At 57.7% G+C, this 15,166-nt stretch carries 21 protein-coding genes; 8 read left to right on the forward strand and 13 right to left on the reverse strand.

Annotated elements, in window-relative coordinates:
• Nucleotides 1-202 precede the first annotated feature (202 nt).
• Entirely contained in the window at nt 203-595 is a 393-nt protein-coding gene (locus tag AC2FFE_RS13560; protein ID WP_496846876.1) for an META domain-containing protein, read from the forward strand.
• On the opposite strand, the gene recO is transcribed toward AC2FFE_RS13560, so the two are convergent.
• Nucleotides 579-1,304: a DNA repair protein RecO gene (recO, locus tag AC2FFE_RS13565; RefSeq protein WP_496846877.1), complete on the reverse strand. Its 726-nt coding sequence runs from the start codon at nt 1,302-1,304 to the stop codon at nt 579-581. The two genes, AC2FFE_RS13560 and recO, sit on opposite strands and share 17 nt — an antisense overlap.
• Nucleotides 1,305-1,529: 225 nt before the next feature.
• On the opposite strand from recO, the gene AC2FFE_RS13570 reads away from it, so the two are divergent.
• Nucleotides 1,530-1,967 (forward strand): hypothetical protein, encoded by a 438-nt coding sequence (locus AC2FFE_RS13570; protein ID WP_496846878.1) that lies wholly within the window; start codon nt 1,530-1,532, stop codon nt 1,965-1,967.
• Nucleotides 1,968-1,988: 21 nt separating this feature from the next.
• On the opposite strand, the gene AC2FFE_RS13575 is transcribed toward AC2FFE_RS13570, so the two are convergent.
• The 12 genes from AC2FFE_RS13575 to folK form a co-directional block, all read right to left on the reverse strand.
• Nucleotides 1,989-2,318: a DUF1491 family protein gene (locus AC2FFE_RS13575; RefSeq protein WP_496846879.1), complete on the reverse strand. Its 330-nt coding sequence runs from the start codon at nt 2,316-2,318 to the stop codon at nt 1,989-1,991.
• Nucleotides 2,315-3,223: a GTPase Era gene (gene era / locus AC2FFE_RS13580; RefSeq protein ID WP_496846880.1), complete on the reverse strand. Its 909-nt coding sequence runs from the start codon at nt 3,221-3,223 to the stop codon at nt 2,315-2,317. The genes AC2FFE_RS13575 and era overlap by 4 nt, the downstream gene beginning before the upstream one ends.
• A 183-nt stretch (nt 3,224-3,406) precedes the next feature.
• Nucleotides 3,407-3,925 carry a GNAT family N-acetyltransferase gene (locus AC2FFE_RS13585; RefSeq protein WP_496846881.1) on the reverse strand — a complete coding sequence of 173 codons (519 nt, stop codon included), beginning with the start codon at nt 3,923-3,925 and terminating at the stop codon, nt 3,407-3,409.
• 22 nt (nt 3,926-3,947) lie between these two features.
• Nucleotides 3,948-4,625 carry a ribonuclease III gene (gene rnc, locus AC2FFE_RS13590; RefSeq protein WP_496846882.1) on the reverse strand — a complete coding sequence of 226 codons (678 nt, stop codon included), beginning with the start codon at nt 4,623-4,625 and terminating at the stop codon, nt 3,948-3,950.
• The gene (gene lepB / locus AC2FFE_RS13595) at nt 4,622-5,449 is read right to left on the reverse strand and encodes a signal peptidase I (protein WP_496846883.1); all 828 of its coding nucleotides are present in this window, start codon (nt 5,447-5,449) and stop codon (nt 4,622-4,624) included. Before lepB ends, rnc begins: the two co-directional genes overlap by 4 nt.
• Nucleotides 5,450-5,480: 31 nt before the next feature.
• Nucleotides 5,481-5,924 carry a holo-ACP synthase gene (acpS, locus tag AC2FFE_RS13600; RefSeq protein ID WP_496846884.1) on the reverse strand — a complete coding sequence of 148 codons (444 nt, stop codon included), beginning with the start codon at nt 5,922-5,924 and terminating at the stop codon, nt 5,481-5,483.
• Nucleotides 5,921-6,544, reverse strand: a complete 624-nt coding sequence (locus AC2FFE_RS13605; protein ID WP_496846885.1) for a LysE family translocator — start codon at nt 6,542-6,544, stop codon at nt 5,921-5,923. The genes acpS and AC2FFE_RS13605 overlap by 4 nt, the downstream gene beginning before the upstream one ends.
• Entirely contained in the window at nt 6,541-7,287 is a 747-nt protein-coding gene (locus AC2FFE_RS13610) for a pyridoxine 5'-phosphate synthase (protein WP_496846886.1), read from the reverse strand. The genes AC2FFE_RS13605 and AC2FFE_RS13610 overlap by 4 nt, the downstream gene beginning before the upstream one ends.
• Entirely contained in the window at nt 7,280-7,978 is a 699-nt protein-coding gene (locus tag AC2FFE_RS13615; RefSeq protein WP_496819888.1) for a DUF2062 domain-containing protein, read from the reverse strand. Before AC2FFE_RS13615 ends, AC2FFE_RS13610 begins: the two co-directional genes overlap by 8 nt.
• 16 nt (nt 7,979-7,994) lie before the next feature.
• Nucleotides 7,995-10,127, reverse strand: a complete 2,133-nt coding sequence (locus AC2FFE_RS13620; protein ID WP_496846887.1) for a RelA/SpoT family protein — start codon at nt 10,125-10,127, stop codon at nt 7,995-7,997.
• A 25-nt stretch (nt 10,128-10,152) separates the two neighbouring features.
• On the reverse strand, nt 10,153-10,506 hold the full coding sequence (gene rpoZ, locus AC2FFE_RS13625) for a DNA-directed RNA polymerase subunit omega (protein WP_142639234.1): 354 nt from the start codon (nt 10,504-10,506) through the stop codon (nt 10,153-10,155).
• A 94-nt stretch (nt 10,507-10,600) separates the two neighbouring features.
• A complete protein-coding gene (folK, locus tag AC2FFE_RS13630) occupies nt 10,601-11,170 on the reverse strand; it encodes a 2-amino-4-hydroxy-6-hydroxymethyldihydropteridine diphosphokinase (RefSeq protein WP_496819886.1) in 570 nt (189 codons plus the stop codon).
• Between the two features lie 137 nt (nt 11,171-11,307).
• Here folK and AC2FFE_RS13635 point away from each other — a divergent pair, with 137 nt between their 5' ends.
• The 6 genes from AC2FFE_RS13635 (at nt 11,308) to AC2FFE_RS13660 (ending at nt 15,143) form a co-directional block, all read left to right on the forward strand.
• Nucleotides 11,308-11,883 carry a LabA-like NYN domain-containing protein gene (locus tag AC2FFE_RS13635; RefSeq protein ID WP_353013357.1) on the forward strand — a complete coding sequence of 192 codons (576 nt, stop codon included), beginning with the start codon at nt 11,308-11,310 and terminating at the stop codon, nt 11,881-11,883.
• Nucleotides 11,884-12,073: 190 nt separating this feature from the next.
• Complete coding sequence (gene ispH / locus AC2FFE_RS13640; RefSeq protein WP_496846888.1) at nt 12,074-13,024, forward strand: 4-hydroxy-3-methylbut-2-enyl diphosphate reductase; 951 nt, start codon at nt 12,074-12,076, stop codon at nt 13,022-13,024.
• Entirely contained in the window at nt 13,021-13,473 is a 453-nt protein-coding gene (locus AC2FFE_RS13645) for a DUF3429 domain-containing protein (RefSeq protein ID WP_496846889.1), read from the forward strand. The genes ispH and AC2FFE_RS13645 overlap by 4 nt, the downstream gene beginning before the upstream one ends.
• Nucleotides 13,470-14,063: a class I SAM-dependent methyltransferase gene (locus AC2FFE_RS13650; protein ID WP_496846890.1), complete on the forward strand. Its 594-nt coding sequence runs from the start codon at nt 13,470-13,472 to the stop codon at nt 14,061-14,063. The genes AC2FFE_RS13645 and AC2FFE_RS13650 overlap by 4 nt, the downstream gene beginning before the upstream one ends.
• Nucleotides 14,056-14,523, forward strand: coding sequence for a ribonuclease HI (gene rnhA, locus AC2FFE_RS13655; RefSeq protein WP_496846891.1), 468 nt, complete (start codon nt 14,056-14,058; stop codon nt 14,521-14,523). Before AC2FFE_RS13650 ends, rnhA begins: the two co-directional genes overlap by 8 nt.
• Nucleotides 14,520-15,143: a trimeric intracellular cation channel family protein gene (locus AC2FFE_RS13660; protein ID WP_496846892.1), complete on the forward strand. Its 624-nt coding sequence runs from the start codon at nt 14,520-14,522 to the stop codon at nt 15,141-15,143. The genes rnhA and AC2FFE_RS13660 overlap by 4 nt, the downstream gene beginning before the upstream one ends.
• Nucleotides 15,144-15,166: the final 23 nt, after the last annotated feature.

Raw genomic sequence — 15,166 nt, forward strand, 5'->3', positions numbered from 1 at the left:
TGGAACGACCAGTTCAAAGGGCATCGCCCTTCAGCATGAGGTGTAATGCTGACTAAGTCCCGGGTTTAGCTTGGCTCCACTATGTCGATTTGTGACCTTGGGTCAACTATGGCCTGAATACGACCAGAAGCCTTCAACTTCCTTGACGATGCCGGATCGACACGCCTAAAGGCAAAGCGTTCCAAGGTTGTAGGAAACTGATATGATCCGCCTTGCCTTTGCGTTACCGTTCATCGGGCTCTTGCAATGTGACCGGGATGAAACCGTGTCTGCCTATGGTGCGGCAGACCAGACATGGAAGTTGCAGGAGATTGATGGCCAATTATTTGAGGCCAGCGCGCTGCTAAGGTTTCCCGCAGACGGGCAGATTGACGGAAATGCCCCCTGCAACAGCTATCAAGCGACAATCAGCGCGCCATATCCCTGGTTCGAGATTGAAAATCTCAGCGCGACGCGAGCGGCCTGCGCATCGCTCGAACTTGAAGGCACTTATTTTGCCGCGTTGATGGCGATGACTCAATCCGAGGTGTCGGGGAACGTGCTGATCCTGCGCAACGAAGCCGGGCACGAGATGGTGTTCAAAGCCGTCGAGTAAGCTGATCTACAAACCGCGCCCGTGCCTGAGGCAAGGGCGTATGGCCCAACGCAGGGGCGACGCGGTTTTCGAGAAAATAGCCCGTGGTCTGAAGGCCGGTTAAAATCTCAACATCCGGTGCGTCACCTTCGCCCCGCAGGCAGGGCGGCAATGGCAGCAGCCGATCTGCCCAATGACCCGCACCCTCTGCGCTGACCGCGCGGCCTGTTTTGGGTGAGACAAAGGCCAGCCCCTCCGTCGCGCCGGTGACGGCACAGGTCGACAGGTCCAGACCAAAGCCCAGTTCCTCAAGCAGCGCCAATTCCCAACGCAGATAGGCCAGCGGCCAGATCTCATCCTGACCCAACAGGTCCATCAATTGTTCGGTCTGCTTGTAGATCGCCGGGTGCGGCTCTCGCTCTGGCAGACAGAAGGACAGCAGCGACACAACCGCGTTCAAACCTGACAAGGCCAAACGCCCCGAAAACGCCGCCGCCGCACGGGACCGCAGAGGTTCAACCTGAAACGTGCCGATATGCTCCTCCAACCGCGCGCGCCACAGCACATCCAGCTGCGCGCCGGGTTGCAGGATCGGGGCGATCTTGCGGCTGGTCCCGCCCCGCACCACACCGGCATGACGCCCGTGGCCCTCAGTAAAGACCTCGATAATCGCTCCCGTTTCACCGTGACGGCGAGAAGTCAAAAGTATGCCGTGATCGCGCCAGTCCATTGTCGAAAACTGTTTTCCCAAAGCGTTGTAGATGCCGAAATTTATCTACTGCCTTTCAAGACAGAAGATCAGGCTACCCAGTTCAGAGTGACTATGAAGCAAACGCGCCACATTCATACATAACAATTTCTTTTGTGACTTACTCACATTCAACACTCAAACCATCCATGGCAGGAAGGCACTCTAAAGAACTATTTATGTCACGAACCCATTACGAGATTTAGAATGCTACTAAGATCGCTCCTAATCTGCTTCGCAACAATTTCACTTACTGCTTGCTCTACGGAAGATGGGCTTACTGACAAACAATTCTGGGAAATCACTGAAAGCTGCAAAGGCCAACAGCTTTGCACGTACGCAAATGTCTTTGCCTTGGCATTTGGAACGCTTGTTGGAGAACCCGACAAAGATGGTTTCGAAATGACTGAGGTCACCACCGACGGAAAAACGGTTTTTATCGAAGCATCTATTCCTGATACACAATTTGATGAATACAACTCATTGCCGTCAATGAGCCCGGATAACATCATACTTGCAGACCACTTCGACGGTTGTCAGGATGAAACCATCCGAGAGTTCTTAGAAATGGGAGGCGTGCTAAGAATCGATGTCTACAACAGTTCAGGTGCCAGCATTACGCAGGAAGTTTCAGGGCACTGTTAAAACTCTGTGCACATGAGAAGTCTACTCCAACCCCTCTTCCCCCAACAGATGCCGCCCTTGCCGGTCCTCGACCTCGATCACCCAAAGATCCGGGTCAAAACTGCGCTGTCTGGTGAGGGTGGCATCCACATCGTCTTCAGGCCCCGAAGATAGCTCGATCCACTTCCGGTCGCCACTCATAAGGTCAAAGCTACGTTGATAGGCGATGGCCTGACCGTTGAGTGTGTTCATCTTGACCAGTACCGCCCCGGCCGTGTTGTCCCCATGGGCCACGACGAAAGCCGGGATATCCTGTAGACGCAGCCGCGCCAGATAGGCATGCACCCAGAATTCAGCCGTCAGGCGAGTCATGCGTTACCGTCTTTGAAGTCCAGCCCCATTTCCGAATAGCGCTCGGATTCCTCAAGCCAGTTGGGCCGGACCTTCACTTGCAGGAACAGGTGGATCTTGCGGTCCAGGAACTCTTCCAGCTCCGCCCGAGCGGCCTGACTGACGGCCTTGATCGTCTCGCCCTTCTTGCCCAGAACGATGCCCTTGTGACCGTCGCGCATGACATAGATGACCTGATCAATTCTGGCCGAGCCGTCCTTGCGTTCTTCCCAGGTCTCGGTCTCGACCGTCAGTTGGTAGGGCAGTTCCTGATGCAAGCGCAGGGTCAGCTTCTCGCGCGTCATTTCCGCCGCGATCATGCGCAGGGGCAGATCGGCGATCTGATCTTCGGGGTAAAGCCACGGGCCTTCGGGCAGTTCCGAGGCCAGCCATTTGCGGAGGTCTTCGACACCGTGGCCTTTCTCGGCCGAGATCATGAAGGTTTCGGCAAACGGGTAACGCGCATTCAGGTCGCTGGTGAGCGCCAGCAGCTTCTCGGAGGGCACTTTATCGATCTTGTTGATGGCAAGCGCGATGGTGCGGCCCTGTCCGATCTCTTCCAAACCTTCAAGGATGCGCTCTACGCCTTCGGTGATGCCGCGATGGGCCTCGACCATCAGGACAACCACATCCGCATCCGCAGCCCCGCCCCAAGCGGCGGCGACCATAGCGCGGTCCAGGCGGCGGCGGGGTTTGAACAGGCCGGGCGTATCGACAAAAACCAGTTGCGCGTCGCCCTCCATCGCCACACCGCGAATGCGGGCGCGGGTGGTCTGCACCTTATGCGTCACGATCGAGACCTTGGCCCCGACCATGCGGTTCAAAAGGGTGGATTTGCCTGCGTTTGGCTCTCCGATCAGGGCGATAAATCCGGCGCGTGCGGTCATGTGTGCTGCGATCCTGTTTGCAAGTGCGCATCCCTATAGCAGAATGGCGCGGCGGGCCAGAGGGATTTGTCGCATTGCGGGTGGGCGACGTAGTTCTGGAGCGTTCGAGGAGCCGGATGTTTCAATGTCATTTGATTAAGCATTGGAAGACCCGGCCAAGCGGGTTTGTCCGGCAGGTTGATCTTAATCTTGCCCTTGTATTCTCAAGGCCAGCACATGGTTTGGGTAGGTTTGATCCCCGATACGGAAATCCGTGATACCAACCTGCCGGAACCCTTTGGACAGGTAGAAATCAATTGCGGGTTTGTTCTCGGAATTGGTTGTCAGCCAGATCCCGTTACGGCCTCGACCCCGAGCATATTCGATCGCAACATCCAGCAATGCGGAGCCTATGCCTTTGCCGTGATGGCGGGGCTGGACGTAAAACGTCAGGACCTCAAGGTCGGAAAGCCCATCAACAGGTGCAACGCGTTTCTCTGACAGGCGAACATAGCCATCGATCCCATCGCTGTTTTCAGAGACCATCAGCATATCACCCCCCTCTTCAAGCAGAGCCTCGAACCGGGCGGTCGTGAATTCGGATAGAACAAACTCGGCGAAGAATGCGTTTACGCCTCGCCGCAGGTAGGTACTGATCCAGACCTCAATCGACAATGCCGCAAGGCTGGCAGCGTCCGCTTTTTGTGCCGGTCTGATCTTCATGTCCCGAATTCGGCGAAACAGCTCAACTCAACTGACCCAACAGGGATTTCGCAGCAGCCTGCTCGGCCTGGCGTTTGGAGCCTGCGGTCGCCTGCGCCTCAGTGCCATCTTGCAGACGGGCGGCGATGGTAAAGATGGGGGCGTGGTCGGGGCCGGTGCGTTTGACCTCGACATAAGCCGGGGGTTTCTGACCGCGGGCTTGCGCCCATTCCTGCAGCGCGGTTTTTGCGTCGCGGGCGTCGGCTTCGACCTTGTGGATGCGGTCGCCCCACAGAGCTATGATGACGTCCCGCGCCGCCTCAAAACCGGCATCACGATAAATGGCCGCGATGACAGCCTCCATCGCATCGCCAAGCAGTGCCTGTTTGCGGCGCCCCCCCGACAGCATCTCGGACCGGCCCAGTTTCAAGACGGCTCCCAGATCAATCTGGCGAGCGACATCAGCACAGGCCTCTTTGCGAACCAACGCGTTGAAGCGCGGTGCCAACTGGCCTTCGGTGGCTTTCTTGTCCGCCTCTAGCAAGGCAGTCGCCATAACCAGGCCCAGTACGCGGTCCCCCAGAAACTCCAACCGCTGGTTATCGGGTCTCGTGGCCGAAGACACTGATCCATGGGTCAACGCGCGCACCAGCAGTTCGGGATTGGTGAATTCGTATCCCAAACGCTGCTGGAATGCTCTTATCTCGGAGGAAAGCTTCAATTCACCGCCTTAAAGAACCGATCCCCGCGCCAGGTCCAGAAGAACAGCATGGACCGCCCGGCGGACGAGAACATGATCCGGTCGGCACGGCCGATCAGGTTTTCGTATGGCACAAAGCCAACACCACCGGCAGATTGCGGCAAGCGGCTATCGGCCGAGTTGTCGCGGTTGTCCCCCATGAAGAAATAGTGGCCTTCGGGCACGGTATAGATGCCGGTATTGTCTGACCCCTGATTGCCAATGTTCAGCACATCATAGGACACGCCATTGGGCAAAGTTTCGATCAGGCGCGATTTTTCGCAGGTGCCGCCATTTCCAACCGGCCCGTTTTCACAACGCGGGCGCAGACGTTGCGGCCCCTGTGGTTCAGCGATTTCAGTGAACACGCCGTCTGGCTGCTGCGGCACCGGCGTGCCGTTCAGGATGATCTGGCCTTCGCGCACCTGAATGCGATCACCCGGCAATCCGATCAGACGTTTGATATAGTCCCGCCCCGTGACCGGGTGGCGGAACACGATGACATCACCGCGCTCGGGCTCTCCGCCCCAGATACGCGTGTTGTCGTCGCCGGGCAGCCAGCCACAGATATCTTCGGCATCGATGTTCACGAAATTCAAGCTGGGACAGGAGGCATAGGAGTAGCCATAGGCCATCTTGTTCACGAACAGGAAATCCCCGATCAGCAGGGTCTGCTTCATCGAGCCGGAGGGAATCCAGAACGGCTGAAAGAACAGGGTGCGGAAAACGCCCGCGATCAAAAGGGCATAGACGATGGTTTTGATCGTCTCCCACACGGGGTTACCTGTTTTGGCGTCTTCGGCCATGCTGCTCTCCGGTCATTACGTCGTTGGGATGCTACATGCGGGGCGACTGGGGCCAAGTCAAGGCCGCAGCCGTGTCTGCAAGCGGTCTGGCCTCGATCACCACAAAAGCCTGCGCCCAGGGGTGATCATCCGTCAGAGTGACATGGATGATCGCCTCATGCCCCTCGGGCGTCATTTCCTTGAGCCGTTCGGCCGCCCAGCCGGTGACATGCATGATCGGCTGGCCGGTTTTCAGGTTGGTAACAGCCATATCTTTCCAAGAGATACCCATGCGCAGACCAGTGCCCAACGCCTTGGAACAAGCCTCTTTCGCGGCCCAGCGTTTGGCGTAGGTGCCAGCGGCGTCAGCACGGCGTTCGGCCTTGCGCTGTTCGGTCTCGGTGAAGACCCGGTTGCGGAACCGGTCGCCAAAGCGATCCAGCGTGCCCTGGATGCGGTCGATGTTTGCGAGATCTGTGCCGATGCCGAGGATCATTGCAACCGCACCGTCAGAATCTTGTAGCTCGCCACCCCAAAGAACCCGGCAAATGCCAGATCAAACCAGCGGCGGGCCCGGCGGTAACCTTGGACCATACGGCTTGAGGAAAAGAGAAAGGCATATCCGATAAAAATTAGTAGTGATCCGGCATAGAGAAGCGCGAAAAACCCCAGCAGCATCAGCAAGCTGGCGTCGCTCGGCGCGACGATAGCGTAGATAGAACCCCAGCTGAGGATTGCCTTGGGATTGGTCAGGTGGATCGCAGCGCCCTTGGCAAATATTGTCGACAGAGAACCTGTGACAGGTTGGCCCAAAGCGACCTCATCCGCGGCCATTGCCCGGCGCAGGGCTTTAAAGGCGAGCCAGCCCAGATAGGCCACGCCGACATACCGGATAATTTCGAAAACCCAGACATTGGCCAGCATAATCGCCGACAGCCCCAGCGCTGCTGCGATCCCCCAGGCCGCAGAACCCGCACAAATGCCCAGCGCAAAGGCCAGACCGGCGCGGCGGCCTTCGTTCATTGCGGTTCCAGCGATGCCCATGGTTGCAGGTCCCGGAGAGCCCCCGGCCATGAGCCAGGCAAACCAGATGGCGATGAAGCCGGATGTGATCACGCGCGCGCCTCGTCCATCAGGCGGCGCATCTGCTGGATGGCAGGCGTGAGGCCCAGAAAAATCGACTCGCCAATCAGGAAGTGACCGATATTCAGCTCTTTCACCTCGGGGAAGGCCGCGACCGGTTGAACCGTGTCATAGGTGAGCCCGTGACCTGCGTGCACCTCAAGCCCCAACGAATGCGCGAAACTCGACATGGCGCGCAGCGCCTCAAGCTCGCGCGCGGCATCTTCCAGCCGGCCTTCGGCATGGGCATCGCAATAGGCGCCGGTGTGCAGTTCGATAACCTCAGCCCCGATGCGATACGCGGCTTCAATCTGGCGTTGATCTGCGGCAATGAAGATCGACACCCGACATCCCGCATCACGCAACGGCGCAATAAAATGCGCCAGTTTGTTTTCTTCACGCGCCACTTCAAGCCCGCCTTCAGTGGTGCGTTCCTCGCGTTTTTCGGGCACGATACAAACAGCATGCGGCTTATGGCGCAGGGCGATTTTCTGCATCTCGTCCGTTGCGGCCATTTCAAAGTTCAGTGGGACCGAAAGAACCTCCATCAGCCCGTCAATATCTGCGTCCGAGATATGGCGACGGTCTTCGCGCAAATGGGCGGTGATGCCATCGGCCCCAGCCTCTTCGGCCAGCTTGGCAGCACGCAGAGGATCCGGATAGGCCCCGCCACGTGCATTACGTACGGTGGCGACATGGTCGATGTTTACACCCAGGCGCAATTGGTTGTCAGACATCGTTCGATTCCTTTTTCAATGTTTGGCCCGAGCCTAGGGTCTTTGAGGTCAGGGCGTCAGCCGATTCTTCTGCCCGCCGTTTGATTTCTTCGAATTTCGCTTTGATCTTGTCGCGGCGGCGTTGCTGATACGTCCGGATCAGCGGCAGGCTGAGGTAGTAACAAATGGCCCCGGCCAAAAGGCCGGGCAGAATGCCCCCAACGAGGTAAGGATAAAACACCTCATGGTAAAACACGCCAAGCCCATGCCAGTCGGCAACCCGATCGGTGAAAATCGATAGAAAGTTGTTTTTGAGATCGCCCAGCGCGCTGGCGAACTTTCGCATCAGGCCGTGTTCGACACCTTCATCGAATTCAGTGCCCAGAATGAAATGACCCGCTTGCAGGCAGATCACCCCGATAGGGACATAAGTCAGCGGATTCCCAAAGAACGTCCCGCTGAGCGCCGCAAGGATATTGCCATTGATCAGCCGTGCACAAAGCGCAGCAACAACAAAGTGCATCCCGTAAAACGGCGTGAAGGCCGCAAAAACCCCGGCGCCGATGCCACGCGCGATTCGATCAGGCGAATCCGGAAGCCGCCGCACACGATGCTTGACGTAGTGAAAGGCGCGGGTCCAGCCACCGCGCGGATAGACGAACTCCGATGCGATCTGGATGGGCGAGCGTCGATCTCGGCGCTTGAAAACCACTCCTGATCACCCCTACTCAGCCAGCCGCAACAACTGGTTTTGCCTGTTCCCTGTGCCGTTCTACGGCGGCGACATGGCTTTCAGCCTCAAGCATCAGCATGAGTGAATGCAACTGTTCCAGGTCACGCAACTCAACATTGATCAGCAACCGGTAAAAATCTGGTTTCCGATCAACAAACTCCAGGTTCGAGATATTGGCCTTTTTCTCGCCAATCAATGTGCAAATGCGCCCCAGTACCCCGGCATCATTGCCGATGGTCAAATCAAGCGTCGCGCCATAGGCGGCGGGGTGGGTGCCGGAATGCCAATGCAGATCGACCCAGCGCTCTGGCTCGCTTTCGAAATCCGACAATCGATTGCAATCGATTGCGTGCACCTCAACGCCTTTACCGCGATAGGTGATGCCAACAATGCGCTCACCCGGCAGCGGCTGACAACAAGGTGCACGGTCGAATTTCTGCCCCGGCTCCAGGCCAATCACCGCGCGGCGCATCGGGATCGCATCGCCCTCATCCTTGGTCAGTTCGGGATAAACGGCCTCGACCACGTCATGGGCGGTCAGTTCCGCACTGCCCAATCTCGCCAACAGTTCATCCCGATCCTTCAGGCGCAAGTGCCGTGCCGCAGTGTCCAACGCCTTGTCGGTCGCTTTGCGACCTACATGTTCAAAACCCGAGCGTGCCAGCTCTTTACCCAACCGAATAAAGCGCTCGCGATCAACCTCGCGCAGCGCACGCCGGATCGCGGTGCGCGCCTTGCCTGTTACCGCGATCTCAAGCCATGTGACCTGCGGCGTCTGTCCATCTGCGGTGATGATATCCACCGACTGCCCGTTCTTGAGCCGGGTCCATAGCGGCACGCGAATACCATCTACCTTTGCTCCGACGCAGGCGTGGCCAATGCGTGTGTGGATGGCATAGGCGAAATCAATCGGTGTCGCCCCGCGCGGTAGTTTCACCACCTCGCCCTTGGGCGTGAAACAGAAGACCTGGTCGGAGTACATTTCCAGCTTAACGGCTTCGAGGAAATCTTCGTGGTCTTCTTCGTTGTCGAACTGTTCAGTCAGGTTCGAAATCCATTTGGCCGGGTCCACGGCAAATGGGTTTTCCGTGCGCACACCATCCCGATACGACCAATGCGCTGCAACCCCGGTTTCGGCCACATCGTGCATCTGACGGGTGCGGATCTGCACTTCGACCCGCTTACCATCGCGGCCCGACACGGTGGTGTGGATCGAACGATAGCCGTTCGATTTCGGCTGACTGATATAGTCCTTAAACCGCCCCGGGACCGCACGCCAACGCTGATGGATGGCTCCAAGCGTGCGATAGCAGTCTTCCTCGGTCATCGTGATGATGCGGAACCCGTAGATGTCGGACAGGCGCGAGAAACCCTGGTCTTTCTCCTGCATCTTGCGCCAGATCGAATAGGGTTTCTTGGCGCGGCCAAAGACCTCGGCTTCGATCTCTGCCTTTTCCAACTCATGCCGCATATCACCGGTGATCCGGTGGATGACATCGCCGGTTTCGCGTTGCAGGGTGATAAAGCGGCGAATGATCGATTGGCGGCCTTCGGGATTGAGGACACGGAAGGCAAGGTCTTCCAACTCCTCGCGCATCCACTGCATCCCCATCCGGCCTGCAAGTGGCGCGTAGATATCCATCGTCTCGCGCGCCTTGATCACCTGCTTTTCGGGGCGCATCGCCTTGATCGTGCGCATGTTGTGCAGACGGTCGGCGAGTTTGACCAAGATGACCCGCAGGTCCTTGGACATCGCCATGAACAGCTTGCGGAAATTCTCAGCCTGTTTGGTTTCGCGGCTGGAAAGCTGCAGGTTGGTCAGCTTGGTGACACCATCGACCAGCTTGGCGACCTCATCCCCGAACAGCTCGGCCACTTTACCATAGCTCGCCTTGGTGTCTTCGATCGTGTCGTGCAGCAAGGCAGTAATGATCGTCGCATCATCCAGACGCTGTTCGGTCAGAATGGCGGCAACGGCAACGGGATGGGTAAAATAGGGCTCGCCAGAATGGCGGAACTGCCCCTCATGCATCTGCTGGCCAAACTCATAGGCCCGTTCGATGCGTTCGGCATTTGTCTTGGGATTGTAATTGCGGACCAGCGCAATCAGGTCTTCTGCTGAAATCATCCGGTCCGCACCTTTACCGCTGGGGTTACCCCTGGCCTTGCGCCTCCATCAGAGCACGCAGGAGCTTTTCTTCGGACATGTCATCATCGGCGGGCTTGTCCGTTTCGGCGCCCATCAGCAATGCCATCTGATCTTCTTCGGGCTCATCAACCTCGATCTGGGTCTGGTTGGCTTCGATCAGACGCTCACGCAGTTCATCCGCGCTCTGGGTTTCGTCGGCGATCTCGCGCAGCGACACGACAGGGTTCTTGTCGTTGTCACGGTCAACTGTGATCGGACCGCCGGCAGAAATTTCGCGCGCCCGGTGGGCCGCCAGCATCACCAGTTCGAACCGGTTCGGAACCTTGTCTACGCAGTCTTCAACCGTCACGCGGGCCATTGGGCGCTCTCCGTTACTGAGTCCATGTCAGGAAGAGGTTTATCTAAGGCCGATTGTACGTCTTGACAAGCAAGAAATGCGGCCCCTGCACCAATCACAGTGGCGTGACCTCAGCCACGTCTGTAGCAGGTAAGGTAGCCAGCATCTGCTTCACCGTCTTGTTCAGCACCGGATGCCGCCAGTCCGGCGCAATATCGGCCATGGGAACCAACACAAACGCCCGGTCCTGAAGACGCGGATGCGGCAGGATCAGTTCGTCCGGGGCCGCCTGCGCCTGCAGTTCCGGATCAAGATCGCGCCAATGATCGAAAGTGGCACGGTCGGGCAATACGTGATCCTCATAGCAGATCAGATCCAGATCGAGGGTTCGCATACTCCAGCGTTGCGCGCGTTCGCGACCGAATTCATGTTCGACGGCATGCAAATCCTGCAACAACTCCTCAGGTGCCTTCGCCGTTTCAATCAGTGCGGCCGCATTCACATAGTCCGGCCCGGCACCTGCGGGAAAACAAGGGGTGGAAAAAAACCGGCTGACGTCGCGAATCACCAAGCCCTTCCCCGAAAGCGCAGAAAGCGCCTGCCGTAAGGTCAAGTGCGGCTCAGTTGGTCCCAAACTGAGATTTGCCCCCAAGGCAACGATGGTTTTTGGCACAGAATCACTCATATAGGGCCGTATATTCGGTCAACTGCATACTTGCGATGCCCAACAAAAGCCCTAATTATAGGGGCACCAAAGCGCGACATTTTTACACCCACTCACACTTCACTCACCGCGCTGTATTATACCGGAAGGGACTATTTATGTTTTATAAAGACGAACGGCTAGCGCTGTTCATCGACGGCTCCAATCTTTATGCGGCCGCCAAAGCGCTTGGGTTTGACATCGACTACAAGTTGCTACGCCAGGAATTTATGCGCAGAGGCAAACTGCTTCGGGCTTTCTACTACACAGCGCTTTTGGAAAATGACGAGTATTCTCCGATCCGACCGCTGGTGGACTGGCTACACTATAACGGCTTCACCATGGTGACCAAACCGGCCAAGGAATACACTGACAGCATGGGGCGTCGGAAGGTCAAAGGAAACATGGATATCGAACTCACCGTCGATGCCATGGAACTGGCCCCCCGCGTTGACCATATCGTGTTGTTCTCGGGCGACGGAGATTTCCGTCCGTTGATCGCCAGCCTGCAGCGACAGGGCGTGCGCGTTTCGGTCGTCTCGACCATCCGTAGCCAGCCGCCGATGATCTCTGACGAACTGCGCCGTCAGGCCGATAACTTCATCGAACTGGAAGACCTCCGCGATGTGATCGGGCGGCCCCCGCGCGAAATGCCCGTTGAACCGCGCAGCGTCGCAGTCGCTAGCGGAACCTGATCGAAATTTGGCCAATAAAGGCCAGGAAGGTCGCGCGGCCAGGGCTCACTGATCTGGCCGCGCTTCATTAACTATAGCTTGGTGCTCAAACACTGGCTGGCTAACACCGATTCATGTCACATGGATGACAGATCTGGCGGCTGGACCAATGCCGGGAAAAGCCTTACCTGTGCCGTAAGGAGACACCGACATGACCAAGCCACCACTGACATTGCATCTGGTCGCCCCTCGCGGATTTTGCGCGGGCGTAGACCGGGCCATCAAGATCGTCGAAATGGCGCTGGAAAAATGGGGGGCGCCTGTCTACGTGCGCCACGAAATCGTTCACAACAAATTTGTCGTCGATGGCTTGCGTGACAAAGGCGCTGTATTTGTGGCCGAGCTGGACGAGTGCCCCGATGATCGGCCTGTGATCTTCTCAGCTCATGGCGTTCCAAAATCTGTCCCGGCTGAGGCATCCAGGCGCGAGATGCTGTTTGTAGATGCGACCTGCCCGCTGGTGTCAAAGGTGCATATCGAGGCGCAACGCCATTTCGATGCCGGTCTGCAGATGGTGATGATCGGCCATAAAGGACACCCGGAAACGATTGGCACCATGGGGCAATTGCCCGAAGGCGAAGTGCTGTTGGTCGAAACGGTCGAAGATGTCGCTGATATCGAGGTACGAGACCCGGACAAGCTGGCGTTCGTGACCCAGACCACCCTGTCGATTGACGACACCAAAGACGTGATCGCAGCCTTGCAGGACCGCTTTCCAGCCATCGTAGGGCCGCACAAGGAAGACATCTGCTACGCCACCACCAACCGGCAAGAAGCTGTCAAAGCCGTGGCGCCGAAGTCAGACGCCCTGCTGGTGGTCGGCGCGCCGAACTCATCAAATTCGAAACGTCTGGTCGAGGTCGCCTCGCGCGCCGGATGCAGCTATGCGCAGCTGGTTCAACGCGCACCCGATATCGACTGGCGCGCGCTAGAGGGTATCTCCAGCGTGGCCATCACAGCCGGAGCCTCGGCCCCCGAGCAACTGGTGAACGAGGTGGTCGACGCCTTCCGTGAACGGTATGACGTGACGGTTGAGCTGGCCGAAAACGCCGTGGAAAACGTGGAATTCAAAGTGCCTCGCGTCCTAAGGCAGCCCACATGAATGGCGTACCAAGGGCTTCGCTGTATTTAGGTCTGGCCGGGCTGATCCCGTTTATCTGGGGCGCTTTGACTTATCTGAACAGCGACCTGAACGCTTGGGGTTCGCGCCAATTTGGGACCCGCTTCGTCGGGCCATACATCCAGCTGTTTTACGGCTCGGTGATCCTGAGTTTCATGTCTGGGGTGCTTTGGGGGTTTGCGACCAAAGCCTCAGGTAGCCGAGCAACAGTGGGGTATACCCTGTCGGTTCTGCCCGCGCTCTGGGCCTTTTTCATGACAGGTGGCGGGCCGGTGAATGCGGGCAATAACCTGATTGCTGGCTTTGCGGGGCTCTTGGTTTTGGACGCCATCTTCTGGTATTGGGGCCTGGCCCCCAACTGGTGGATGCGACTACGCATTTTGCTGACCGCGATTGTATTGCTCTGCCTGGCAGTTGGAGTTTACCTGTGAGCGACCGCAACACCATATCCGTCTATAACGCTCAGGCGGCGCGCTACGCCGAGTTGACCAACAAAGACAATACAGGCGATCCTCAACTCAGCCGGTTCATTCAAGCTGTGCCCGCCGGTGGCAAAGTGCTGGATCTGGGGTGTGGACCGGGCGCATCCTCTGCAATCATGGCCAAGTCCGGATTACAGGTCGACGCAATGGATGCGTCGGAAGAAATGGTAAAACTGGCCTCAGAACACCCCGGTGTATCAGCCCGGCAAGCCACATTTTCCGATCTTACAGTCACAGGCATCTATGATGGTATCTGGGCCAATTTCAGCTTGCTGCATGCCACGCGGGCAGATTTCCTAAAACACCTCAGCGCCATTCACCACGCGTTGAAACCCGGTGGCGTGTTCTTTGTCGCCATGAAACTGGGCGAAGGTGAAGGCCCCGACCGATTGGGGCGTTACTACAGTTACTACTCCGAGGATGAATTGAAGACTTATCTGGAAAACGCAGGCTTTACCATTACCGACCAAAGGCTTGGCAGCGGCACTGGCCTGGAGGGCTCTGTCTCGGACTACATCGCGCTGGCGACCCATGCCTGAGCTGTTCGCCTACACAGATGGTGCCTGTTCAGGCAATCCCGGCCCCGGCGGCTGGGGCGTATTGCTGCGCGCGATGGAGGGTGAGAAGGTTCTGAAAGAGCGTGAGTTGAATGGCGGCGAGGCCGAGACCACGAACAATCGCATGGAATTGCTGGCCGCGATCAGCGCCTTGGAAACGCTGGAGCGCGCATCTCGGATCACTATTGTAACCGACAGCGCTTACGTCAAAAACGGCGTCACCGGCTGGATTTTCGGGTGGAAGCGGAACGGCTGGAAAACTTCGAACAAAAAACCCGTCAAGAATGTCGATCTATGGCAACGTCTGGATGACGCACAAGCGCGCCACGATGTGACCTGGGAATGGGTCAAAGGCCATGCGGGTCATCCCGAAAACGAAAAAGCCGATGAACTGGCCCGCGCTGGCATGGCCCCGTTTAAACCCAAAAAGGCACAGGCGTGAACGGGCTTGCACTGCTCGACTATGCCTCGGTCCTGATCTTTGCATTGACCGGTGCGCTTGTCGCCAGCCGGGCACAGCTTGATCTTGTGGGGTTTGCGTTCATGGCCTGCCTGACGGCGGTCGGCGGTGGAACTGTACGGGACGTGCTGCTGAATCGGCATCCTGTCTTCTGGATTGGTCAACCCGATTACATCCTGATCGCCGTCAGCGCCGCCGTTCTGGTGTTTTTCACCGCTCATCTGGTTGAAAGCAGATATAACTGGCTCGTCTGGCTTGACAGTTTCGCCCTATCCATCGCCGTGGCCGCCGGGACAGGCGCCGCGCTTTCACTGGGCCAATCCGGGATCATCGTGGTGTTGATGGGTGTCACAACCGGATGTCTGGGCGGCCTGATGCGCGATGTGGTCTGCAATGAGGTGCCACTGGTGCTGAAACAGGGTGAGCTATATGTCTCCTGCGCCTTGGCAGGCGCGTTAAGCGCGGTTTTGGCCACCAAGTTCGGGCTGGAGGGCCTACTGGCTCTTGGGTTATGTGCTGCTGTCTGCTGGGTTCTCAGAGCAGGCTCTTTGCTGTTTGGCTGGAAACTGCCGGTTTACAAAGCCCGACCACCGCGACAATAAGCTCGATATCTGCGTACCAACTG

Source organism: Ruegeria sp. YTSA168 (assembly GCF_059610045.1).

What these genes read in the sequence shown, in the direction of transcription:
- lepB (WP_496846883.1), bottom strand. Translation starts at nt 5,449, where the DNA reads ATGGCCGAAGACGCCAAAACAGGTAACCCCGTGTGGGAGACGATCAAA.
- AC2FFE_RS13645 (WP_496846889.1), top strand. Translation starts at nt 13,021, where the DNA reads ATGAATGGCGTACCAAGGGCTTCGCTGTATTTAGGTCTGGCCGGGCTG.
- folK (WP_496819886.1), bottom strand. Translation starts at nt 11,170, where the DNA reads ATGAGTGATTCTGTGCCAAAAACCATCGTTGCCTTGGGGGCAAATCTC.
- era (WP_496846880.1), bottom strand. Translation starts at nt 3,223, where the DNA reads ATGACCGCACGCGCCGGATTTATCGCCCTGATCGGAGAGCCAAACGCA.
- ispH (WP_496846888.1), top strand. Translation starts at nt 12,074, where the DNA reads ATGACCAAGCCACCACTGACATTGCATCTGGTCGCCCCTCGCGGATTT.
- AC2FFE_RS13610 (WP_496846886.1), bottom strand. Translation starts at nt 7,287, where the DNA reads ATGTCTGACAACCAATTGCGCCTGGGTGTAAACATCGACCATGTCGCC.
- AC2FFE_RS13575 (WP_496846879.1), bottom strand. Translation starts at nt 2,318, where the DNA reads ATGACTCGCCTGACGGCTGAATTCTGGGTGCATGCCTATCTGGCGCGG.
- rnhA (WP_496846891.1), top strand. Translation starts at nt 14,056, where the DNA reads ATGCCTGAGCTGTTCGCCTACACAGATGGTGCCTGTTCAGGCAATCCC.
- AC2FFE_RS13585 (WP_496846881.1), bottom strand. Translation starts at nt 3,925, where the DNA reads ATGAAGATCAGACCGGCACAAAAAGCGGACGCTGCCAGCCTTGCGGCA.
- rpoZ (WP_142639234.1), bottom strand. Translation starts at nt 10,506, where the DNA reads ATGGCCCGCGTGACGGTTGAAGACTGCGTAGACAAGGTTCCGAACCGG.
- AC2FFE_RS13570 (WP_496846878.1), top strand. Translation starts at nt 1,530, where the DNA reads ATGCTACTAAGATCGCTCCTAATCTGCTTCGCAACAATTTCACTTACT.
- AC2FFE_RS13620 (WP_496846887.1), bottom strand. Translation starts at nt 10,127, where the DNA reads ATGATTTCAGCAGAAGACCTGATTGCGCTGGTCCGCAATTACAATCCC.
- AC2FFE_RS13635 (WP_353013357.1), top strand. Translation starts at nt 11,308, where the DNA reads ATGTTTTATAAAGACGAACGGCTAGCGCTGTTCATCGACGGCTCCAAT.
- AC2FFE_RS13560 (WP_496846876.1), top strand. Translation starts at nt 203, where the DNA reads ATGATCCGCCTTGCCTTTGCGTTACCGTTCATCGGGCTCTTGCAATGT.
- acpS (WP_496846884.1), bottom strand. Translation starts at nt 5,924, where the DNA reads ATGATCCTCGGCATCGGCACAGATCTCGCAAACATCGACCGCATCCAG.
- recO (WP_496846877.1), bottom strand. Translation starts at nt 1,304, where the DNA reads ATGGACTGGCGCGATCACGGCATACTTTTGACTTCTCGCCGTCACGGT.